At 68.5% G+C, this 21,720-nt stretch carries 16 protein-coding genes and 1 pseudogene; 5 read left to right on the top strand and 12 right to left on the bottom strand.

Annotation, left to right across the window (positions count from 1 at the left end):
* Positions 1-3: 3 nt before the first annotated feature.
* From ODE13_RS07745 to ODE13_RS07715, 7 genes are all read right to left on the bottom strand, one after another.
* The gene (locus tag ODE13_RS07745) at positions 4-1,581 is read right to left on the bottom strand and encodes a sugar transferase (RefSeq protein WP_322478753.1); all 1,578 of its coding nucleotides are present in this window, start codon (positions 1,579-1,581) and stop codon (positions 4-6) included.
* Positions 1,578-2,435: an ATP-grasp fold amidoligase family protein gene (locus ODE13_RS07740; RefSeq protein ID WP_322478752.1), complete on the bottom strand. Its 858-nt coding sequence runs from the start codon at positions 2,433-2,435 to the stop codon at positions 1,578-1,580. The genes ODE13_RS07745 and ODE13_RS07740 overlap by 4 nt, the downstream gene beginning before the upstream one ends.
* Positions 2,432-3,790 (bottom strand): hypothetical protein, encoded by a 1,359-nt coding sequence (locus ODE13_RS07735; protein ID WP_322478751.1) that lies wholly within the window; start codon positions 3,788-3,790, stop codon positions 2,432-2,434. Before ODE13_RS07735 ends, ODE13_RS07740 begins: the two co-directional genes overlap by 4 nt.
* The gene (locus tag ODE13_RS07730) at positions 3,783-4,769 is read right to left on the bottom strand and encodes a glycosyltransferase family 2 protein (RefSeq protein WP_322478750.1); all 987 of its coding nucleotides are present in this window, start codon (positions 4,767-4,769) and stop codon (positions 3,783-3,785) included. The genes ODE13_RS07735 and ODE13_RS07730 overlap by 8 nt, the downstream gene beginning before the upstream one ends.
* Positions 4,766-5,485: a WecB/TagA/CpsF family glycosyltransferase gene (locus ODE13_RS07725; protein ID WP_322478749.1), complete on the bottom strand. Its 720-nt coding sequence runs from the start codon at positions 5,483-5,485 to the stop codon at positions 4,766-4,768. The genes ODE13_RS07730 and ODE13_RS07725 overlap by 4 nt, the downstream gene beginning before the upstream one ends.
* A 379-nt stretch (positions 5,486-5,864) precedes the next feature.
* On the bottom strand, positions 5,865-8,381 hold the full coding sequence (locus tag ODE13_RS07720; RefSeq protein ID WP_322478748.1) for a LuxR C-terminal-related transcriptional regulator: 2,517 nt from the start codon (positions 8,379-8,381) through the stop codon (positions 5,865-5,867).
* Positions 8,378-10,918, bottom strand: coding sequence for a helix-turn-helix transcriptional regulator (locus ODE13_RS07715; protein ID WP_322478747.1), 2,541 nt, complete (start codon positions 10,916-10,918; stop codon positions 8,378-8,380). Before ODE13_RS07715 ends, ODE13_RS07720 begins: the two co-directional genes overlap by 4 nt.
* Before the next feature lie 603 nt (positions 10,919-11,521).
* Between ODE13_RS07715 and ODE13_RS07710 the strand changes: the two genes are divergently transcribed.
* The 5 genes from ODE13_RS07710 (at position 11,522) to ODE13_RS07690 (ending at position 16,109) form a co-directional block, all read left to right on the top strand.
* Positions 11,522-12,841 carry a HEPN domain-containing protein gene (locus ODE13_RS07710; RefSeq protein ID WP_322478746.1) on the top strand — a complete coding sequence of 440 codons (1,320 nt, stop codon included), beginning with the start codon at positions 11,522-11,524 and terminating at the stop codon, positions 12,839-12,841.
* A gap of 133 nt (positions 12,842-12,974) precedes the next feature.
* Positions 12,975-13,607, top strand: coding sequence for a SipW-dependent-type signal peptide-containing protein (locus ODE13_RS07705; protein ID WP_322478745.1), 633 nt, complete (start codon positions 12,975-12,977; stop codon positions 13,605-13,607).
* Positions 13,604-14,242, top strand: coding sequence for a SipW-dependent-type signal peptide-containing protein (locus ODE13_RS07700; protein WP_322478744.1), 639 nt, complete (start codon positions 13,604-13,606; stop codon positions 14,240-14,242). Before ODE13_RS07705 ends, ODE13_RS07700 begins: the two co-directional genes overlap by 4 nt.
* 5 nt (positions 14,243-14,247) lie before the next feature.
* Positions 14,248-15,642, top strand: coding sequence for a signal peptidase I (locus ODE13_RS07695; RefSeq protein ID WP_322478743.1), 1,395 nt, complete (start codon positions 14,248-14,250; stop codon positions 15,640-15,642).
* Positions 15,639-16,109: a hypothetical protein gene (locus ODE13_RS07690; protein ID WP_322478742.1), complete on the top strand. Its 471-nt coding sequence runs from the start codon at positions 15,639-15,641 to the stop codon at positions 16,107-16,109. The genes ODE13_RS07695 and ODE13_RS07690 overlap by 4 nt, the downstream gene beginning before the upstream one ends.
* Before the next feature lie 345 nt (positions 16,110-16,454).
* On the opposite strand, the gene ODE13_RS07685 is transcribed toward ODE13_RS07690, so the two are convergent.
* The 5 genes and pseudogenes from ODE13_RS07685 to ODE13_RS07665 form a co-directional block, all read right to left on the bottom strand.
* Positions 16,455-17,672: an HTTM domain-containing protein gene (locus ODE13_RS07685; protein ID WP_322478741.1), complete on the bottom strand. Its 1,218-nt coding sequence runs from the start codon at positions 17,670-17,672 to the stop codon at positions 16,455-16,457.
* A complete protein-coding gene (locus ODE13_RS07680) occupies positions 17,669-18,481 on the bottom strand; it encodes a DUF5819 family protein (protein WP_322478740.1) in 813 nt (270 codons plus the stop codon). The genes ODE13_RS07685 and ODE13_RS07680 overlap by 4 nt, the downstream gene beginning before the upstream one ends.
* Before the next feature lie 123 nt (positions 18,482-18,604).
* Positions 18,605-19,750, bottom strand: coding sequence for an HTTM domain-containing protein (locus ODE13_RS07675; RefSeq protein ID WP_322478739.1), 1,146 nt, complete (start codon positions 19,748-19,750; stop codon positions 18,605-18,607).
* A gap of 1 nt (position 19,751) precedes the next feature.
* Positions 19,752-20,579: a DUF5819 family protein gene (locus ODE13_RS07670; protein WP_322478738.1), complete on the bottom strand. Its 828-nt coding sequence runs from the start codon at positions 20,577-20,579 to the stop codon at positions 19,752-19,754.
* 117 nt (positions 20,580-20,696) lie between these two features.
* Positions 20,697-21,720 (bottom strand): annotated as a pseudogene (locus ODE13_RS07665) (hypothetical protein); the annotation flags it as partial.

The raw sequence follows: 21,720 nt of genomic DNA, 5'->3' as shown, positions 1-21,720 counted from the left end.
GGCTCAGTAGGCGCCCGCCCCCCGCAGGACCGCACGGAGGGTCCGCAACACGATGCCGACGTCCCCGGCCAGCGACCAGTTCTCCACGTAGTAGAGGTCCAGGCGGACCGAGTCCTCCCAGCTGAGGTCTGAGCGGCCGCCGACCTGCCAGAGCCCGGTGATCCCGGGTTTGACCAGCAGGCGCCGCTGGGAGTTTTCGTCATAGGCCTCGACCTCGCTGACCAACGGCGGCCGCGGTCCGACCACGGACATCTCTCCGCGCAGCACGTTGAGGAACTGTGGCAGCTCGTCGATGCTGTATCTGCGGATGACTGTCCCCACCCGGGTCACCCGAGGATCGCGACGCATCTTGAACATCACCGCGTTGCCCTCAGAGACGCTCAGCAGCTCCTCACGACGCGCCTCCGCGTCGACCACCATCGAACGGAACTTCAGCATCTGAAACGACGAGTGACGCAGGCCCACGCGGGTCTGGGAGAAGAACACCGGCCCCGGTGAGTCGAGCCTGACGGCCACTGCCGCGGCCACCAGCACGGGAGCGATGGCCAGCAGGGCTGTCAGGGCGAAGACGATGTCGAAGGCCCTCTTCAGCGCCGCGGCGCCGCCGCTGAGCCGCGGGTAGTCCACGTGCATCAGCGGCATGCCGTCCACGCTGCGCGTATGCAGCCTGCCCTGGCTGATCTCGCTCAGGGAGGGTGCGACGACGAGGTCGACGTCGAGCGCGGCCAGCGCCCATCCGAGTTCGCGCAGCGCGCGGGGCGTGAGCTGGTCGGCGCTGGTGAGGATCACGGTGTCGACGGCGTCGCGGGTGATCGCGTCCCGTGCGTGCCGGATGATCTGCTCAGGATCCGCGGCCTCGGTCTCCGTGAGTCCTGCCAGGGTGGACGGGGCGAGAGAAGAGAGGGGCTGCCCGGCCTCGCGGACGAGCAGCTCCACCACCTGGTAGCCGCTGACCGGTCCGAGGCGGCGCAGGTGGTCGGCGATGTGCCGGGCCTTGCCGTCCTCCCCGATGACCAGTGCGCGGTGCAGCCCCACACCGGTGTCCCAGTGGCGGCGCAGGCGATGGCGCCAGATGAGCCTGCCGACGAGCAGCAGGAGGGCTCCGGCAGGGACGGCCAGCAGCGCCCCGGCCCGCAGCGAGTCCTCGTCGAGGATCAGACTGCCCACCGCCGTCATCCACATCACCGTGGCCGAGACCGCCGCGAGGCCGAGGAACTCCTGGGCCCCGGATCCGAGGATCCGGGCGTTCCGGGTGCGGCAGAGGGCCAGCAGGAGCATCCACAGAGCCAGCACACCGCCGGAGGCCAGCAGGCCCTGCGCGGTGGAGGTGAGGGCTCCGGCCAGGTGCAGGCCTCCCAGGACCAGGAGGATGATCAGGCCGTCGCTGACCGCGATGCGCCGGGCCAGACCCCGTCTCCAGCGCCGGAGTTCGCTCGTCCCGCCTGGCGTCGTCCCGAGGCCTGCGGGCAGACCCTGGACCTGCAGCGGCGGGACCACCCGCCAGGCGGAGGGCGGGCGGAGGTCGACGCCCGGGTGGCTCAGGCTGCGGTGCTCGGAGGTGGGCAGCATCTCGAGGCTCATGAGATCCCCGCCTTCTGCCGACCCGTCCACCATCGACCCATCTCGAGGTCGACCTGCTCCGGTTCGAAGGGGTCCATGCCGCCCGAGGGATAGGGAGTGAGTTCACCGAACCAGGGGACGCCGTCGATCTCATAGAGGTCCACGCGCATGAACTCGAACCCGCGGGCCAGAGTCTCGGTGAGCGCCACCATCTGCTTTAAAGAAGCCGGGGCCGGGGACTCCGGCTCCTGGGAGACGCCGTTGAAAAGGTCCAGCACCTGCCAGTCCGGGGAGTAGAAGCGTTCCCGATGGCCGGCGGTGAACCGGCCCGAAGAGCGGTGCAGCATCTTCACCTCGCCGTGGAACACGTAGAACTTGTAGTCCACAAGATCCCTACCCCGGTCCTGGCTGATGTCGGGCTCGACGAGCAGGGAGTGGTCGGCCCAGCGATAGGCCCACTCCCCCAGTGCCGCCCGGTCATAGGTGCGCAGCCACCCGCGGGTCATGCGTCGAAGCTGCGCCGGCGTCGTCTCCCGGTCCCCGAAGGCGACCATGCCGCTGGCGTGGTTCGGCTTGATCACCCAGCGGTCCGGCAGACCGGACAGATCGAGGTCGGCGAGGTCGTAGCCCCGCCAGAGCGTCTCGGGCACGCGCAGGTCCGGGCAGATCCGGAGGGCATGGGCCTTCATCCGGACCTTGTCACAGGTCCAGGCGATCTGCTGGCTCCGTTCCTGCAGCATCCTCCGGGTGAGGAGCTCAGTGAACCGGGGCGCGTCACGGAAGTCTCCCCAGCGGCCGAAGCGACGGCGATACATCATGTGCCGCACCAGCGGGTCAGGCACGGGGCCCAGGAGACGTCGCAGAGTGGTCCTCATCGGGGGTTGCTCCTTGTCAGGTCCTGAACGGTCGCGGGGTCGGGAGGGATGTCAGAGATTCTGGGTGCGGACGAGCTGACCCGTCGAGCGGCCACCAACATCCCGGGGATGACCTGCAGCACGACGATCACGGCGATCATCGCCACCGCTGGGGCCGTCGCACCGAGGCCGTGATGGACCCCCAGGAGGGTCAGCGGCACCACGCACACCAGCGCCGAGCAGGACATCGCGGCCTGGCGGCGGTATCCAGGACGGTCGGTGAGCAGGTTGACCTGTGTCAGGTGCGCGGACTGCGCCACCAGCAGGACCGTCATCGCGATGGTCAATGACCAGGAGGGCTGCAGCTCTCCACCGCTGATCAGTCGAGAGACCGGGCGGGCCAGGCACAGGTACCCGACGGCGGCGGCGCTTCCCAGGCCGATCAGTGCAGCGTTGGCGCGCAGCCACAGGCCACGGTCCAGCGAGACGGAGAATCGCGGCCAGAAGACGATGGCGGCCATGTGCATCACCGAGTAGATGGGCATGTACAGCTGCAGGGCCAGCGCGTACTCGCTGAGCTGCTCGGCGGTGGCGGTGGCCGCCAGCACGATGCGGCCGTGCTGCTCCAGCAGGACCAGTCCCACCGAGGCCAGCAGCACCGGCAGTCCACCGCGCAGGATGTGCGTCATCGAGGGGCCCGCCGTCGCGCGGCCGCTCCCGGCGGTCCGGACTGCCGTGGGATAGTCCGCCGCCCGGCGGCAGAGCAGCAAAAAGATGACCATTCCCAATGGCAGTCCGAGGGCCAGCCACATGGGGCTCACCCCGGCCACGCCGGCGGCATAGACATAGGCCAGGGTGATCACACCGGGGACGAGCCCCAGGAGCACGAGAAGATCAGCGCGGTCCTGGCCGACGAGGACTCGTTCGGCCAATCCGAGCGGCAGGGTGAGGAAGAACAGCACCAGCGAGATCGTCATGGCGACGTCGAGCTGACCGTGCAGCGCCTCCGGGGCGCTGAAGAGCCAGGACCAGAATCCGGCATACCCCACCAGGACGGCGGCGAAGGTCCCGATCAGACCCACGATGCCCAGCAGCCGGCTGGTGCGGCGGATCAGCTCCGCCACTGCTCGATCCGCCTCCACTGAGGAGTCGGCCTGAGCCACCGCCCGGGAGACGGCAGCGCCGAGCCCCAGGTCCGCGAAGGGCAGCGCCATGCGCAGCTGGGCGACCAAGGTGATGAGCCCGAAGGCGGCCGCGCCGGCGAAGTGCATGGTGAGCGCGGCGCTGGTCAGCGTCAGCACCGCCGAGAGCGGCAGCACGGCGACGCGCAGCCCGGCGGTGCGGAGGAAGGCGTTCGCCCAGCTGCGCTCAGCCATGACGGGCTCGCCTCGTGACAGCCAGTCCGCTGAGCCCCACCAGCAATGCTGCCGGGTGGGCTCCGGCGCGCAAGCCGCTGAAGAGCTCGCCGAGACCACGGCTCACGTCGCCGGAGGCGAGCGCTCCGCGGGCCACCACGGAGGCGGTGAAGTCGGCGCGGGCGGCCGGTGGGACGTCGCCCGGAGTCAGAGAGTCCAGCCAGGCCCGGCTTCCCAGCCAGTTCGCACTGCGCGAGACGGAACCCGGACTGCCCTGCTGGACGCGCACCAGGATGTCCGGGGCTGTGTCGATGTGGACTCCGGCGCTCTCGAGCCGGATCAGCCAGTCCCAGTCCTGGTGGCGGTTCAGCTCCTCGCGCCACGGCACGTCCAGGGCGGTCTCCCGCGCACAGAGCAGGGTCGAGGTCTGCAGGAAGTGCCGGCGCAGGCGCACGGTGGAGCGGTCCAGCACATAGGCGCCCACTCCGGGCGCGACGCCGCCCAGCTCGTCCTTCCCGGATCGATAGGGTCGCTCCGGCACCGCCCGAGTGCCGGCTCCCATCAGGAGCGCCCGGCAGGAGACGGCCACGTCAGCGGGTACCGAGTCGGTGCCCGGGGCGCCGTCCTCGGACCTGCGAGCCGTCGTGGGCGCGCGACCCAGCAGATGCTCGATCTGCCGTTCGGACTTGTCGGCGACCCAGTCGTCATCATCATCCAGGAACGCCACCCACGGGGTCTCGGCGAACTGCACGCCGAGGTTGCGGGCGGCGCCGCCTCCCTGACGTCCCGCGGTGGAGACCAGCCGATAGTCGAGCCCGCGGAGCCGGGTCTGGACCACGGAGAGTGCATCCAGATCATCGACGACGACCAGCGGCTCGGTCGGGATCGTCTGGTTCAGGGCCGAGCGGACCGCGGCACGCAGACTCGGGCGGCCGACAGTGGGGATCACCGCGGTGACCTGGGGTGTGGTGAGCGGGTGTCCGTTGCTGGGGGCGCTCATGCCGCACCTCGCAGGATCAGCCTAGCCAGCTGGAACGGCTCCACCAGGTAGCGACCGGCGAATCGTCGCGGGTCGGAGGCCAGCCGCCAGGCCCACTCCAGACCGGTTCTGCCGATCCAGCGAGGCGCCAGGGACTGTGTGCCGGAGAGCTGGTCGATCGCCCCGCCCACTGTGGCGATGACGGCCGCACTGGTGCGGGCACGCAGCGCTGCGGCGAGACGCTCCTGCAGCGGCATACCCATGCCGATCAGCAGCAGCTGCGGCCCGAATGCCCGGATCTGCGCCGCGACGGCGTCGAGGTCCTCAGGATTCCAAGGGTCGGCGGGGATGCCGAGCAGCTCGGTCTGCTCGGCCCTCTCTCCGAGCTTCTGCACCGCCTGTCTGTTGGAGGCCTCGGAAGCGCCGAACAGCACGATGCGACGGACGCTCGGCAGGTGCATCACCTGGGGGATCCAGTCAGTAGATCCTAGGCGGTGCCGCGAACCCCACCGGGGGCGCCCGCCGCACAGGGCGGCGAGGTCAAGAGCGGAGAGCAGGGGCATGCCGTCGATGAGCCTGACTTCGGCATCCTCGTAGAACCGGCGGAACTGCGCGTCGGTTCGCGTGAGGTAGACGGAGTGCAGATTGTGGCCCGCAATGGTCAGCCGGCGGCCTCCGGCGATCACCGTGGCGACGCTGCTCAGCAGCTGGTCACGAGCCAACGGAGTGACGTTCACATCCAGCACCGGAACGCGTGCGCTCTGCGTGCAGGCTCCGGAACGAGCCTGATCAGGGGGATTCCCACCCATCTCATCTTCCCTTCGGTCGTCGTCGATCGGCGACCGAAGCGACACTTCTCAACCTAGGGCCGGGCGGGAGAGGGCGGAATCCGCTCTTGCACCAGGGTCGGTAGCCGGGCCCTGCGTCTTGACCCGCGGGGTCGTCGACGCCGTGTGCGCCTTGCCCGAGGGTGAGGTCGGCAGAGGATCCCGAGGAGAACCATGCGGGCAGAGGCCGCCCTGCGCACTCTCCGCATCACGGCAGGTCAGCAGGACGCACCGCAACGGCAGGGGCATCACAGGGGCGGCCGGAGGGGCCCGCCGAGGAGCGGGCCGGCTAGGTCCGCGCTCCGAGGTGGAGGGAGAGAAGCTCCATCCGATTGTCGCAGCCGAAGCGGTGCAGCAGCGCGGAGATCGCGGCTTCGACAGTGCGCGGCGACAGGCTGAGCCCGCGGGCGATCCGGGAGATGGGATGTCCGGCGCGCAGCCCTTCAAGGACGGCTCGCTCCCGGGCGTCGAGCTCGAGGTCGAAGGTCCTGCTGAGGATGCTCGGGTCATCGCCCTCACGGCGCTGGGTGTCCAGCACCAGGTTGATCAGCCGGATCCGCAGTGAACGCTCCAGCTGCGCCCGGCGGTCCCACAGGCGCGCGAGCACCGAGAGCCCGAACAGTCGTGAGTGTGTCACGAGGAGGTGTTCGGCGACGTCGAGCGTCCGTTCTGAGTCCCCCGTGCCCTGGGCCTCGGCGAGCAGAGCGGTCAGCCGGGCTCGGCCCGGATCGTCCTTCCACGGGGACGCCATCACCCAGTGCGCGGCGGCAGGGGACCCGCGCAGCAGCGCCAGCAGCAGGAGCACCTGGGCCTGGATCGTCTCCCCCGCCTCCTCGGCCTCTGCGGCGAGGCCTTCGAGACGGGTTCTGAGCTCCTCGGGAGAATGCCCTGCGGCCAGGTGCCTCAGCCCTTCGCCGACCAGCCGCAGCCAGGGGAAGCCCTCAGCGGGACCCAGCGCATCCACAGGGCTCTCCTCTCGGGCGATTGAGCGCCCCGGCATGCACCCGGCCGCACCCACGGCCAGAGCCTGGCTGAACCAGCGCAGGCCGAAATTGTCTCCGCGCGCATGGATCCGAGCCGCAGAGGATGCGTGCCGATGCGCCAGGTGCAGCCTGTCATCATGCAGAGCCGCGACGGCGGCCAGCTGGTCCGCGACGCCGGCGAGAGCGGGGTTGCGCAGGCGCCGCTCGTTCCAGACGTCCGTCTCGACCCGGAGCATGTCGATCCGCCATCCGGAGGTGGCGGAGATCAGCAGCAGCACCGCCACCGCACACTCCTCCAGGTCCGGATACCCGCCCTCCCGGCGCAGGGCGTCGACCAGCGTGGAGAGGACCTCCCGGCCGATGTCGGGCTGGTGTCTGAAGCCGAGCAGGACCCCGGCCCAGAGCAGGCTGACCAGGGACTCCTCGCAGTTCACGACAGCACGCAGGCCGCGAAGCTCCTCGAGAAGCTCGTCAGTGCCGCCGACGTCGTGGGCGAGGGCACGGATCCTGTCCAGGACAGGTGTAGGAGACTCGTCGCCGGCACGCCGGCGCAGCTCGGCCACGACGGCTCCGGCACGCTCCGGGTGGAAGATCCGGATCCGCTCGGCGACCAGGATCGCCTGGCGGATCTCTGCGGAATCTGCGGCAGAGGGCAGCGTGGCGAGCCGACGCAGGGCGGAGTCGACATCCCCGAGGGCATGGTCGGCGCGAGCTGCCAGCACAAGCAGCGTGCTGGACGGGGTGTCGGTCAGCTCCACGAGCTCCCGCACCATCCGGTACCAGGAGGCGGCGAGGCCCTGGCGCGCCAGCTTCTCAGCGGTGGCGACGTCGATCGGGCCTGTGGCCCGGACCCTCCACCAGGTCAGCGCGGTCCATGAGGCGCTCCCGCCGGAGTCCGCCGGAACGTGACGACCTCTCTCGTACCACCAGCGCAGGTGATCCGTCCACCGCATCCTGGTGAGGATCATGGAGCGCACGGCTTCGGCGCTGATCCTGATGTCGGCGAAGCCACGGGCCGCCTGTGCCTCGCGGGCCAGGATCCCCTGGGCCATGAGGCTCCGGAAGGCCCGGTCGCCCGAGGCGGTCACGGCGTAGCGCTCGGGGATCCGTCCGGCGACGGCGACCAGGGTGAGGAGCTCCAGCTCCTCCTGGTCGAGCCCCATCAGCACGCCGTCCGCCACCTCGGCCAGGGCGTCGTGCAGCGCGTGCTCGCCTCCGTCCCATTCCCAGTACCCGGAGAACGTGCGGATGACGCCGACGTCCTGGGCCAGTTCCAGCAGCCTGTCGGCCAGCACCGGCCGTCCGGCCGAGAGACGGTGAAGACGGCGCAGCACCATCAGGGACATCGGTCCGCCCAGTCTCCGGCGGGTCTGCACTCCCAGGTCGCGGACGCTGAGGGTGCCCGGGATGACGCTGCGCAGCCGGCCGGCGGTCTCGAGGTCGGCCAACCTGGTCGGGAGGTCGTGGAAGGACCGGACCATGACGAGCAGGCGGCGTCGTCCGGTCAGGAACAGCCTGAGAACGTCGTCCAGGACCGCATCATCGAGGAGCCCAGGCCAGAGCAGGACCACTGGGCCTGCCCCCGCCTCCCGCGACAGCCCGGAGGGGGCCATCTCCGGCGGCGCGGGCATGGTGCCGCCGATGCCGTCGATCACCGCCACCGGCCCCGCGCGATGAAGCTCCTCGAGCACGCCGTCCACCCCCCAGTACCCAGGAAGATGGAGGACCCAGGAGTCTCCCGACGGGTCTTCGAGGAATCCGCGGGAGAGCTGGTGCGGCAGCTTCAGCCCAGTGATTTTGATGTGAAGGGGCAGCTGAGTCATCGGAGATCCAGGGACGTGTCGACCAGCCGGGCCCGCAGCTCGGTGCGTGACCTGACGTCCAGCTTGCGATACGTGTTGCGGACGTGGCTCTGCACCGTGCGGATGGAGATCCGCAGGGAGTCTGCGATCTCGGCGAGCGAGAGGCCTTGGAGGACCTGCTCGGCGACCTCCTGCTCTCTCGCTGAGAGCATGGCGAGCTGCTCTCCCGTCGTCGCGGGGATCGCCGCGGCTCTCCGGAGACCGCGGAAGCGCCCTCGGATGCTGCGGCCGAGGCCGCTGCGGGGCCAGTGGGCCTCCACCGCTTCGGCTGCCACGGCGAAGCGCGGCCCGTCTCCTGTGAGCCGCGCCGTCAGCAGGTCGAGGATCTCCTCCTCCACCCCCACTGCGCGCCCCTGGACCTCCAGCACGACCAGAGCCGCGTCATCGAGGTCATGGATTCCACGTAATACCACGCACCGGATGACCAGTCTGCGCATCACCAGGCACGCGGGTGCGAGCTCTCGTGCGACGTCGACCTGACTCACGTCGCCCCGGGCCGCGAGACCCAGTACTCGGCCCACCGCCGTGAGCACGTGTGCCCAGGAAGCTTCGGTGATGGAGCCGGTCTTTCGGGGGATGAACCCGGTCGGGCCGAGAAGGTCCTCCGTCCGGCCTCCCTCGACGGCGAAGTCGAGGGCCTCGAGGAGGGGACGGCGCAGGAATCCCTGGGGCAGCCCACCCTCGTACTGCGCCCAGAGGTCCTCCATGCGGCGCCGAAGATCATCAATGCCCTCCCCGGACATCATCGCGTGCAGCATCTCGAGCGCCTCGGTGGCGTTGACCCGCAGGAGCGACCTGCCCGGAGGCTCGTCGCGGAACCATCTCTCGGGGAGGATGTCCTCCTGCGGCACAGTCAGCAGACGGGCAGCCGCCAGACAGGAGATCGCCCAGGAGACACAGACGATCGGGACCTCGCGGAAGGAGATCTCTGAGATCTTCGCGACTCTCACGGGGGCGGACGGGGCCTGCCCGGAGGCCACCGAGAAGGCCTCCAGGACCTGCAGCAGCACGCGGCCCAAACCCGCCAAATCGATTCCGGACGTGGCCGGGGTCCGGCAGGGGCTGGTGACCTCAGTGCGGGCAGCCGGCTGGACGTGCTCCTCCGGGACCGTATTGTGGTCCATGTCCTCGCGGAGTGAGCGGTGGATCTGCCGGAGCGCCTCGATGAGGTCCTGGACCTCCGGCGCCTCGCCGGCCATGGCGGAGAGGTTCGAGAGACTCTGCGCCCCAGCCACGGTATCCTCGAGCACCGTCCCGTGGATGAAGGCGATCAGTGCGGCAGCGGTCAGGTCACCGGCCGCTGCGATCGGTACGAGCTGACGCAGTGCTCTGCGCGGAGCGCCGGCCACCAGGTCACAGCAGGCCTCGAGGGCCCCCCGTGAGGCGTCCTGGGTCGGCAGCACCTCCACGACGAACCGTGCCTGCTCCAGCAGGCCCCGTTCGAGCAGCGCCCAGCCGGTGCGGCGCGCCGCCTCGCTGGTGATCTCTGCACCGACGGAGCGTGCATGGAGAACACCCTCGGGGGTCGAGGGCGGGTCAGAGACGGGCTCGCGGGCCATGATGAGAGCCTGGCGGTGGCTCTCGCGTCGAATCGAGACGCCCTCCGGCCTGATCGTCAGGAGGCCGGACTCCTCCAGGGCGAAGATGGCATCGCGGGGTTGAAACACCGACATCGCCTCATCCAGCGGCATCTCGCCGCGCAGGGCCAGGGCCCGCAGGACGTCGACCACGACGCCCCCGACTCTGGTGCGCAGGCGATCCAGGCTGGCCTGAGCCTCCAGGTGATCCATCCATGACGGCGACCCCAGCACCACGCTGCGCGCGTCCACCGAGGCGATCCATCCTTCGGCGAGTCCTCTCCGGGCCAGGCGCATGAGACTTTCCGGGGCTCCGTCGGAGCATGTGTGGAGATACCGGGTCAAGGCCGCCGTCGGAGGCTCCTCGAGCTGCTGGGCCAGACGGTGATGCGTCTCCTCCAGGCTCAGCGGGGCCAGCTCCAGGTGGAGGCCGCGTGGGCTGTTCAGCACTCGCGCGAACCGCAGGGCGAGCCGAGACGGTGCCATGCTGGAGAGCAGGACGACGATTTGCTGTGTGCGGACGACCTCGTCGACGACCATCAGCGACTCCTCGTCGAGCAGGTCCGCGTGAGGGAAGACGAAGGTGCGCTCCAGGTCGGGATCGGCAACAGGGTGCGTCAGCAGCGACCTGGCCGCTTCGTGAGCTGTTCCTCCGACGGTGTCCAGGATCTCGAGCCGACGCGCGAGCGGGGCACCGGGGATCTCCCGGGAGGCGACGAGCTCCACAGCGGCCCAGCCCCGGGGAGCGGTGTAGGAGATGAGCCCGGCCCGCTCCGTGCCGTACACGCCCGAGATCAGCACCACCGGGGCGACGACGTCGGCGCAGTGTTGGCTCAGAGCAGTGCGCGCGAACGCGAAGGACGCTCCACGGCGCAGGCAGTGGGACCCCTCGACGCCGACCTGGTGAGTCTCGAGCATCATTCGTCCTTGATCGCTGATTCCCGGCGACCCCTGCAGCCGGGAGGAAACCCGCTCTAGTTCGGATGCCCCGGCCTGGAACGCGAAGAACAGGCCACCCATCTCAGCCGCAGGACAACTCGATCAACCCGAAAAGTTGGTTCCTGAAACGAAATAAATCACCTTTAACTATGCCAAGACTACATCAAACTTTGAACGAATAGATGAAACTCTAGAGCCTTTCTGTTACCTCTGTGCGAGCCCCCTGATCTCCCCTGAAGCGGACCCCGGCGTGGACTCCACACCCCGCCCTCCTGTACCGGCGCAGCTCGACATGGACCTGCACCCCCCCCCCGTGACTCGCGCACGCCTTTTTGAGTCTCCGCGCGCCGCTCGAGCCCCAGGTCAGGAGAACGTGACTGGCGAGTTTCGACCCCGGCCGCCGAGTGGTGCTTCAATGAGCGCATTATGACGGTCGCCCCGTCGTCTGACTACGCGCGTAAGCTGAGGTCTGGCACGCATTCGTGACACGGCTGGGGCGACACTCCCGACCCTGCCCGCAACCCCGCCTGCGAGGTTCACTCTGCGGGACTGCGACATACCCTTCCGCTCTGAGGAATCCCTACTGTGACCCTGCACCATCGACTCTCGGGCACCTGGTGGCCCGCGGCCGCCGCGACTGACCCTCGCGGCGGCATTCTGACCTTCAGCACGTCCACCGGCGGCCGGCTCATGCTGGGGGAACCGTCGGCGAGCTCCACACGCGCACCCGAAGCGTCCGGCGCTCCGACAGCCGATGACGCGGTCTGCCACGGGGAGACGGACTCGTCCGCCGGGCAGCTCGCCGGCGAACCGATCACGCTGCTGGGTGTCACAGGGCTGGAGTTCGCCGATCCCGAGGACAAGGCCTCCGCAGAGGATCTGGTGGCAGATGTGGTGCTGCGCGGCGCACGCGTGGACTCGGCCGACGAGCATTCCTTCCAGGAGGCCGTCGCCGAGATCCCGGAGCTCGCCTCATGGATGACTCCCACCGGCTCGGCGACGACGCACGACCCCGACGCAGGGCCGATCAATCCCGTACGGATCGCTGTGCCCTGCCTGACCACGCAGGCCCGCGATGCCCACTCCCTGCATTTCACCGTGGAGCGCGCCGCCGCAGGCCCTTCAGGAGCTGCGGGCCCCGGCGAGGACCTGCTCGGTCCGGAGGCGCTAGACCGGCCGGCTCCGCTGTCGATGCGGCTCAGCGCAGAGGGCCCAGGGCTGTCCGTCGACGAGGTCCGCCAGCACTTCCACGCCGTGCAGGACCTGATCACCTTGGCCACCCTGGCGCCCCCCGCTCCCCTATGGGCGCAGCTCCGCACGGACCAGAACTCCTTTGACTCCGCCCTGTTCTGGCGACAAGGCCTGGCCCACGCCGGGCCGCCCGCCGGCGGCGGCGCCCTGGTGTTCTCCTCCGCTGACGCCCCCTTCGAGACCCTGCTTCCCCGGTGGTATGCCCTCCGGCTCCAGCATCGGGTCGCCGTGGATCTCTTCATGGGCGCGCTGCGCTCACCGCACCGCTTCACGGAGATGAACCTCCTGGTGCTCATCGCCTCGGCCGAGGCCCTGTTCGCCACCACTGACGGCCGCTCCAAGCGCCAGCGCAAGGACGCCACACTGCGGATCAAGCTCGCCGCCATGGCGGAGCGGGTCTCCTTGGACGAGACCATAACCGTCAACCTGCCGGCACAGGAGTGGGCGGACCGGGCCGCGCGGGTCAGGAACTCCTTCACCCACACCGGGGAGGCCTCCGGGTACTCAGCGGCCCAGCTGCAGGAACTGGTCGGCATCACCGCCGCAGTGGTGGTGCTGAACCTGCTGCGTGACCTGGGCGTGCCCTCCAGTGCGTGGGCACGTGGCCTCGCACGGAACCCCCTGCTGCGGCGGCTCGCACCCGCCCTGGACTAAGCCACCGGCCATAACCCCTTGCCGGGATCGAGTTACGCGCATTACATTCAGGAGACTCTCCCTGGAGCGCTATGGGCTTCCGGGCCGCATAGGCACGCATGTGGGAGAGCTTCACCACGATGAGGGGAACCCCATGACCGAGAACCGTACACCCGAGCAGAAGACCACCCGACGCCGCAAGGTCCAAGCCGTGCTCGCCGGTGGCCTGGTCCTCGGCGTCGGCGCCGCTGTCACGCTGGCGGCCTGGAACGACTCCGAGTTCGCCGAAGGGCTGTTCGGCTCGGCCTCGTTCAATCTGGAGGGGTCCACCGACGGCAGCGACTATGACGATCACGACACGGCCGACGAAGCGGCTCAGCTGACCTTCGACGCGGACAACATGACTCCGGGCCAGACGGTCTACGCCCCGTTCTATGTGCGGCTGGACGCAGACACCACGATCAACGGCACCGTTGAGGCCTCTGACGGCATCGGCGTGGTCTCCTCCTCCGGTGAGAATGCTGACCACATGTCCTACGAGGTCTATGCGGACCCTGACAACTGCAATGCCGCCGACGCCTCCTCCGGCACCTCGGTGGCCTCAGGTGCGGACCTGAGCACCGGAATCGGCAGCACCACCACCTTCGACCTCACCGCCGGTGACGGAGCCGCCGGGACCCCGGTGCTGCTGTGCTTCGAAGTCTCGGCCAGCGACGATGACTTCGTCCAAGCTGACACCACCGAGGTGATCTGGGAGGTCACCGCGACCTCTGTCGACACTCCATGACAGACCAGGCGCTCACCACTCGCAGGGAGCGCCGTCGTCGCCGGAGCCGGCGCCGTCTGTCGAGACAGGTCCGGGCGCTGCTGGCCAGCGGCCTCGTCCTCGGCGTCGGCGCCTCGGTGACCCTGGCGGCGTGGAACGACTCCGAATACGCCGGCGGGACCGTCTCTGCGGGTCACTTCACGCTGGAGGGCTCCCCCGACGGCGCGAACTATTCGACCACGACCGCCGACGCCCCCCACCAGCTGAGTTTCTCGACCACCAGCAACCTCACCCCGGGGTCGCGCACCTACGCCCTGTTCAGCGTGCGCACCGCCTCCGGCTCGGTCGGCGGCACCGTGCAACTGCAGGGCGACGACGGCAACACCGGGACACTGTCCTCCGCGATGACCTACGGAGTGCGCACCGTGGCCGGGACCACCTGCAACGCGTCCACCTTCGAGGGCGGCGCACAGGTGATCCCGCGCGGCACGTCACTGATCGGTGACGCCGGTTCGAGCCAGTCGGTGGCAGGGGACCAGGGTGCGGTGGTCCATTACTGTCTGGAGCTGACGCTGTCCTCCGAGGCTCCGAACTCTGTCCAGGGCGCCACGGCCACGCCGCTGTGGCACGCCGTGGGCACCAGCTCGAGCGAGTGATTCCGATGTCCCGAGTGCGGCACGTGCTGGTGGAGACACTGCTGTGGGTGGCCTCCGTGGCAGGGCTGGCGGCGATCGTGCTGGTCATCTGCGCCCATTTCTTCAGCATCTCGCTGATCCTGTTCCGCACCGGCTCCATGGACCCCACGATCCCCCAGGGCTCCGCGGCCGTGGTGCGGGAGATCCCGGCCGAGGAGATCACGGTGGGCGACGTCGTGACGGTGGACCGGCCCGCGGCGATGCCGGTGACCCACCGAGTGACCTCGGTGACGCCTGGTGAGACTGACGCTGAGCGCGTGATCACCATGCAGGGGGATGCCAACGACTCCGAGGACCCCCACCCCTACACGGTGACGGAGGTCCGCGAGGTGCTGTGGTCGGTGCCGGGTCTGGCCCAGCCCATCAACCGGATGGGGGATCCGTGGATGATGGGCACGATCACCGTGGCAGCGGCACTGCTGGTGGGGTGGGCGTTCTGGCCGCGGGGCGGAGCCTCCTCCCGGAACGGGCCTGATGATGACGCCGACGGCGGCGACCCCCCCCCCGATGCTCCGCATCGACCCCGGCACGCAGGCAGCATGGGCGCCAGCGCTCTCCTGGTCTCCACGGTGGGGCTCGGGATGGCCGGACTGTCCCCAGGGGCGCCTGCCCAGGCTGGCATGGCGAGTCGAGAGCAGCCCGTGGTGGAAGTCGTCCAGGGCGAGCATCTGCGACTGACCTCGGCCTACCGGCCGGAGTCGTCCTTGAATCTGGCGCCGGGCACCTCAGCGCTGTGGGAGGTCGGCGTCTCCGTGGAGGCCCCTGATCCGGGGGTGGTGCGGACCGGGATCAGCAGCTCCGGGGAGTTCCCGCTGCACGTGCAAGTGGAGTCCTGTGCCCAGCCGTGGGAGGACGCCGAGGGCCTTGAGGCCCCGGAGGACACCGACAGTTCGTTCTGCGGGTCCGGGCATCAGGTGCTGCGATCCAGTGGAGCAGTGGGCCGCGGTGACTCCGTGGAATGGATGATGGAGCACAGCACCGAGCAGGACCGGTGGCTGCGGCTGGTCATCTCCTTGCCTCCAGGCGCCGGTCCGGGGATGCAGGGCCTGGTGTCGAGCCTACGGGTGCATGCGGAGGCAGAAGGAGAGGAGCTCTCCACGACGCCGCCAGGTCCGGCCCCGTCCCCCAGCCCCTCCCCTGGCCCCTCCACGCCGCCTGCGGACGACTCTGACGCAGGGTCAGACCCCGAGGCGGCACCAGAGGTCGAGCAGGATGAAGGCTTGGCCAGCACAGGCATCTCGGCGCTGGTGCTGCTGGCGGCGGCGCTGCTCTCTATGCTGTTGGGCAGGATGTTGCTGCGCGCTCGGAAGAATCGTGAACGTCGGCGGCAGCTCCGGATGAATCAGGGGGTGGGCTCATGAGACGCGCCCTGGCCGGCCTGGCGATGCTGGGCCTGGTCGCTCTGGGAGTCTCCGGGACGGCGGCCCCGGTCGAGCAGACCGAGGCCTCCTGGACCCATCAGCAGCCGGCCCGCTCGGCCACGCTCTCCGCGGCGACGGTCCCGCCGGTAGCGAGCCTGACCTGTACTGGCTCTCTGCTCTTGGGACGGCTGACCATCGACTGGACCCACGCCCCAGGCACGCTTCCCCGCCAGGGCTACCAGATCCAGCGGTTCTCCTCCTCCTCGGCGACCACTCCGACCCATACGTTCACTGTGGGGCCGAATGCCACCCAATACGTGAACAGCAATCTGGCCCTGCTGACCTCCTCGCGCTGGGAGGTGCGCACGATCGGCCCCGGGGGCTGGGTCTCAGCACCGTGGGCGATGCAGGTGGTCCAGCTGGCCACCGCTCTGAACTGCACCCCCGAGTCCAGCCCTCGCACCTGAAGAACCGCACGGGCCGGGCGAGATGACGTCAGGGGAAATTCCTTGAGAAACCTGAGCGCGAACTGTTGCCTTGATGAATGAAAACTTGTCAGGATGGCAGTGCTCTCAGCAGATGAGGGCATGATCACTCATCGAGCAGGGGGGAATCCCTGGCTTTGACGAAAGGGGGGTGGTCTATGGATGGATTCGTTGGACCTTGTTCTCGGGCGGGTCGACATGATCCTCGGACTGCGTGACGGTCTGGGGCTCTGAGTCACCGCCGGACTGAACAACTCTCGCTGGCCCGGAACCTAGTCCCCCTGAGGTTCCGGGCCAGCGGTGCGTCTGGGCCATGGTGAGCTGCGCTCAGCGGCGATGGGATCCCGCGTCGACGGCCTCGTCCTTCGGGACTTTGCCCTTCTGGTCCTGGTCCTTCGATTTGTGGCCCTTCGGCTGCTGGACTTTCTTCTGCTTCTTCAGCTCCCCCTGCTGTGCCGCGGCCTCGTAGCCTGGGGACGTCTGGTCACTCTGCCCCTGGGGCGGCGGGAGGAGCCGTTTGAGGGGCCCGGGAAGGCGCGCACGCAGCGGCGCCCCGGCGGCGGCTGCCAGGCGCTCCAGGAACCGGTAGGTGCGGTCTGAGACGAAGATGGCGTCGAAGGCGAGCATGGCCAGGGAGAACCAGGGCAGACCCATCATGACGGCGATGCCTCCGTGGAGGAGGACGATTCCGATCAGGGCGAGCCGCCGGGTGACCGGGTGCAGGAGCCCGACGGCGAAGAACAGCTGCACGTAGACGGAGAAGTAGGTCAGCGTGGTCAGCAGCACGGGGTTGCCCGTGACCAGGCTGTTCAGCCACGGGAAGACGCCGTACTCGTGGAGGCTGAGCGGATAGTAGAGGGCGGTGCCGGCCTGCCAGGTGGAGCCCTGGACCTTGTACAGCGCCGAGGCGGTGTAGAGGATGAAGATCTGGCAGGCGAGGGCGATGAGCGCGCCGTTGTGGAGGAGGTTCGTCCACCACGCGGGCAGCACCGGCATGGAGTGCCAGAGCCGCATGCCCACCGAGAGTTCGCCCCGGGCTGCCCGCTGCTCGCCGAGGCGTCGTCGTCGGGCGTCCAGGGACCAGTGCTCTGCGGTGCTCATCAGCACCATGAGCAGCAGGCCGATGCGGGCGATGTTGTCACCCTGGTCGCCCATCGGTGAGGCGCGCTCCACCAGGGCTGCCATGCCCAGGGCGAGGAGCAGCGTCGTCAAGCGGGTGCGCCAGCCGATGATCACGGCCACGGCGACGCCGATCAGGGCCAGGTACATGAGGGTGAACAGGGCGGGGGACTCGACGCCGAAGAGGTCGACCAGTCCCCCGAACGCGTTGGTCTCGCGGTACGGCTCGGCCCAGAAGGATCCGACGCCCCACAGCACGTGTCGGGAGCCGAAGTTGGTCAGCAGCACTCCCAGCATGGCGACGCCGACGAGGATGCGGGTGGCGGAGAGCCCGTACAGGGCGTTCTTGCGCAGCAGGAGCCAGCCCTGGCTTCGGAGGGTGCCCTCCTGGATCGGGCGGAGGAGCTGATCGCGGATCGTGGTCATCGCCAGTCGCCTCCCTGCTCGAGGTAGGGGCCGAAGTGCTCGATCTGCTGGTCAGTGAGCTCGACGGCGGAACGCCACCCGTAGTCGCGTTCGGTGCGGGTGGTGTCGTCGATGGTGCTGTCGCTGTCCCAGGAGGGGGCGGGGCGGGTGCTGGTGCGGTATTGGATGTAGAGGATCTCCGCCTCGTCGCCCCATTCGTTCTCCGCGAAGCCGGTGGCGATGGCCGTGGCTGCGGCGTCGGCGGTCATGTAGCGGTTGATGTCTGCGGTTCCGGCGCCGCCGTCGGCCTCGGCCAGACGCTCCCTGAGCTGATCCACAGGGGTTTCGACGTAGTTCGCCTCGAGCCATTCCCGCTGCTCGGTGCTCATACCGCTGATGGCACTGTGCAGGCGGTCGGTGGTGCGGCGGGTGATCTTGGCGGTGCGGGCGGGGAACGGGTTGCCGGCGACGATCCCGTCCTCGTTGTCGATGAGATCCACCCAGTCGGTGGTCTGCTCATCTCCGGTCTCTGGGTCCCGGACCGTGGCGCGGACCTCGAAGGTCACGGCGACCCGGCGCGGGTTGGGAGCGAAGATGGACCAGTTCTGGCTGAACCAGGGCTGCACGTACTCGCGCACGCGGTCGGCGCCCAGACTGTCCCGGGCCGGGTTGTTGGGGGCCACCCACAGACCGATCATCAACGTGTGGATGAGCACGATGGCCACCACGGGCCAGGTGAGCGCCCGGGCGCCGAACGGCAGTCTCTTCAGGTCACGGCGAGTCCGCGCCAACTGCGGATCGCTCCGATCTGAGGTGTCGGGTCTGCTCACGGGGCCTCGTCATTCTGGGTGCGATGGGAGAAGTTTCGGAAACAGATCAGCTGGCGACACCTCTGCTTGTCAAGCGGTGACGCCTCCGGCCGTCTGTGATCCGGGGCGGCGCATCACCTCATGTCAGCGGTTCTTCGTCACCGCTCGCCGCTCTGCGATCGTCTTGCCGGCGTGCTGCTCCTCGGTGGACTTGTCGGACCGGCCGGCCTGTCTGGGGGCGTCCTCCGGCGGGTCCGAGTCAGGGCTGAAGCCGAGACGACGTCGGAAGTCGGCGGCTGCTCTGGCAGCCAGCCCTTCGATTCGGCGATAAGTCCGATCGGAGACGAAGATCGCGTCGTAGGCGAGCATGGCCAGGGAGAACCATGGGATCCCCATCAGCACGGCGATGCCGCCGTGCAGTCCGATGACTCCGAGCAGGAACAGACGCCGAGTGATCGGGTGGAGCAGACCGACGGCGAAGAACAGCTGTACGAAGACCGAGAAGTACGTCATGATCGTCAGCAGGATCGGGTTGGCCGAGAGCAGCGCGTTGATCTCTGGGAAGACCCCGAACTCGCCCAGGCTGAGCGGGTAGTGCAGTGCGGTGCCGTTCTGCCAGAGCTCTCCCTGCACCTTGTAGAGCGCCGACGCCGTGTAGAGGATGAAGACTTGGCATGCGAGTGCGATCAGCGCGACGTTGTGGATCAGCGCCGTCCACCACCCGGGCAGCAGTGGCAGCCCGTACCAGACCCGCTGGGCGACGGTGAACTCCTCACCGGCAGCCTCACGTGCACGAGCCCTGGCCCGGCGCCGAGCGTCCAGCGACCAATGTTCGGATGTGCTCATGAAGAACAGCAGGGTCAGACCGATGCGCAGGATGTTGTCACCCTGATTGCCCAGCATGTCAGCTCGCTCCACCAGCCCGGCCATACCGATGACCAGGAGGATGTTCATCAGCCGGGCACGCCAGCCGATGAGGAAGGCGATCGCCACCGTCAGCAGCAGGAGGTACTTCAGCGTGAACACAGCGCTGGAGTCACCGGCGTAGAGGTCCAGCAGGGACCCGAACTCGCTGTTCTCCCGGTACGGTTCGGCCCAGGATGAACCGGGCCCCCAGATCACATGGCGCGAGGTGAAGTTCGTCAGGAGAATCCCGACCGCAGCGATGCCCACCAGAATGCGGGTGGCGGCGAGTCCTCGCAGCGCACGGCGCTCGGAGAGCAGCCAGGAGTAGAGATCCCGGATCCCCACGACGATCGGATCGATGAGGTGACGCGTCAGGAGGCTCATGTCAGTCCACCTCTGTCTCGGCGTAGAGGGTGAACAGATCGAGCTCTTCCTTGGCGATGTCCACGCTCGGACGCCAGCCATAGTCTCGGACGCCGGGCTCCACGTCCGCCAGCGTGCGGTCAGAGTCGGGATCGTAGTCCGGCACGCGCCGGCTGCTGGTGCGGTACTGGACCCGCGTGACATCTCCCTGGTCGCCCCAGGTGATCTGGGCGTAGGCATTGGCGATGAAGGTCGCCGTGGCGTCAGCCCGCATATAGCGGTCCACGGTGCCGACGTTTCCTTCATCTGCCTCGAGCAGCATCGTTCGCAGTTCTTCGACGGGGGTGTCGATGAAGTTGGCTTCCAGGAGTTCCAGCTGCTCGCTGTCCATGTCTCGGCGTGCGGTGTGCAGATCGTCGGCGGTGCGCCGTGTGAGCTTCATGGTCCTCGGCGGGGTCAGATTCCCACGCACGAGGGCATCTTCGATGTCCGTGAGCATGACCCAGTCCGTCTCTTCCTCCTCACCGGTGTCGGCATCGACCACGGAGGCGCGGACTTCGAACATCACTTCACCGCGGCGGGGAGTGGGAGCGAAGAGGGACCAGTTCTGTTCGAACCAGGGATAGATGTATTCGCGGACGCGGTCAGTGCCGACTGCGTCGCGGAAGGCTGTTGAGGGGGCGACCCACAGGCCGATGATCAGCGTATGGACCAGCACGATCGCCAGTAAAGGCCAGACGAGGACGCGGGCGATCTTCGGCGGACGTGGTGTCGCGTCGCCGCTGGTGGCGACGTCACCCGGCGCGGTTTCGCAGGCGTCATCCTGTGCGCGGGGCGTGGGGGTGTTCATGGCGTGTGCTCGTCTCCACGAAAGAGGTCTCGGAGAACAGACGAGCTGGCGGCGTCATCACCCATGGGTGATGACGCCGCCAGCGTCGTATTGATCAGCCGTTCAGCTCATGGCGTCTCAGCTGGTGCGGCGAACCTTGGCAAAGGCGACCACACCGGAACCGACAACGACCAGCAGCAGGGCCATCAGGGCCAGGCCGACCGCACCGGAAACACCGGTGGAGGCCAGACCGTCGCCAGGCTTGCCAGCGCCGGGCTTGCCGTCGTCACCGGGCTTACCAGTGCCCGGATCGGTGGTTCCAGCGCCGTCCTCGCCGGCAGCTGCCGACTCAGCGACGGTCACGGTGGCGGAGGCCGAGATGTCCTCGTCATCGTCATCCGTGGCGGTAACGGTCAGCACGCCGGGCTGGGTGCCCTCAGGCACGGTCCAGTCCACGGAGAAGTTCCCGTCAGAGTCCACCTCGACACCCTCGATGGTGCCGATGACGTTGCCGTCAGCGTCGGTGATGACCACAGTGACCGTGGAGTCCGGCACGAAACCTTCACCCTCAACGGTGATGTCGTCACCAGGCAACACGGTATCCGGCTCGACAGTGATCGACGGGTCCTGCTCAACTCCGTCGTCAGTGCCGTCCTCGACACCGTCCTCAACGCCGTCCTCAGTGCCGTCGACCTCAGTGCCGTTGTCATCCTCGATCACGGTCACGGTGTCAGAGGCCGAGATGTCCTCGTCATCGTCATCCGTGGCGGTAACGGTCAGCACACCAGGCTCGGTGCCCTCAGGCACGGTCCAGTCCACGGAGAAGTTCCCGTCAGAGTCCACCTCGACACCCTCGATGGTGCCGATGACGTTGCCGTCAGCGTCGGTGATGACCACAGTGACCGTGGAGTCCGGCACGAAGCCTTCACCCTCAACGGTGATGTCGTCACCAGGCAACACGGTATCCGGCTCGACAGTGATCGACGGGTCGTACTCAACGCCGTCGTCAGTGCCGTCCTCGACACCGTCTTCAACGCCGTCCTCGACACCGTCTTCAACGCCGTCCTCGACACCGTCTTCAACGCCGTCCTCGACACCGTCTTCAACGCCGTCCTCGACACCGTCTTCAACGCCGTCCTCGACACCGTCTTCAACGCCGTCC

Source organism: Nesterenkonia sp. HG001, assembly GCF_034438835.1.
Classification (GTDB): Bacteria; Actinomycetota; Actinomycetes; order Actinomycetales; family Micrococcaceae; genus Nesterenkonia; species Nesterenkonia xinjiangensis.
Note: the sequence above shows the minus strand (reverse complement) of the source record. Positions and strands in the feature narration are given on the sequence as shown.

Bases quoted from the DNA above. Each gene is read 5' to 3' on its own strand.
- ODE13_RS07745 (WP_322478753.1), bottom strand. From the start codon at position 1,581: ATGAGCCTCGAGATGCTGCCCACCTCCGAGCACCGCAGCCTGAGCCAC.
- ODE13_RS07740 (WP_322478752.1), bottom strand. From the start codon at position 2,435: ATGAGGACCACTCTGCGACGTCTCCTGGGCCCCGTGCCTGACCCGCTG.
- ODE13_RS07735 (WP_322478751.1), bottom strand. From the start codon at position 3,790: ATGGCTGAGCGCAGCTGGGCGAACGCCTTCCTCCGCACCGCCGGGCTG.
- ODE13_RS07730 (WP_322478750.1), bottom strand. From the start codon at position 4,769: ATGAGCGCCCCCAGCAACGGACACCCGCTCACCACACCCCAGGTCACC.
- ODE13_RS07720 (WP_322478748.1), bottom strand. From the start codon at position 8,381: ATGACTCAGCTGCCCCTTCACATCAAAATCACTGGGCTGAAGCTGCCG.
- ODE13_RS07715 (WP_322478747.1), bottom strand. From the start codon at position 10,918: ATGATGCTCGAGACTCACCAGGTCGGCGTCGAGGGGTCCCACTGCCTG.
- ODE13_RS07705 (WP_322478745.1), top strand. From the start codon at position 12,975: ATGACCGAGAACCGTACACCCGAGCAGAAGACCACCCGACGCCGCAAG.
- ODE13_RS07700 (WP_322478744.1), top strand. From the start codon at position 13,604: ATGACAGACCAGGCGCTCACCACTCGCAGGGAGCGCCGTCGTCGCCGG.
- ODE13_RS07695 (WP_322478743.1), top strand. From the start codon at position 14,248: ATGTCCCGAGTGCGGCACGTGCTGGTGGAGACACTGCTGTGGGTGGCC.
- ODE13_RS07690 (WP_322478742.1), top strand. From the start codon at position 15,639: ATGAGACGCGCCCTGGCCGGCCTGGCGATGCTGGGCCTGGTCGCTCTG.
- ODE13_RS07685 (WP_322478741.1), bottom strand. From the start codon at position 17,672: ATGACCACGATCCGCGATCAGCTCCTCCGCCCGATCCAGGAGGGCACC.
- ODE13_RS07675 (WP_322478739.1), bottom strand. From the start codon at position 19,750: ATGAGCCTCCTGACGCGTCACCTCATCGATCCGATCGTCGTGGGGATC.
- ODE13_RS07670 (WP_322478738.1), bottom strand. From the start codon at position 20,579: ATGAACACCCCCACGCCCCGCGCACAGGATGACGCCTGCGAAACCGCG.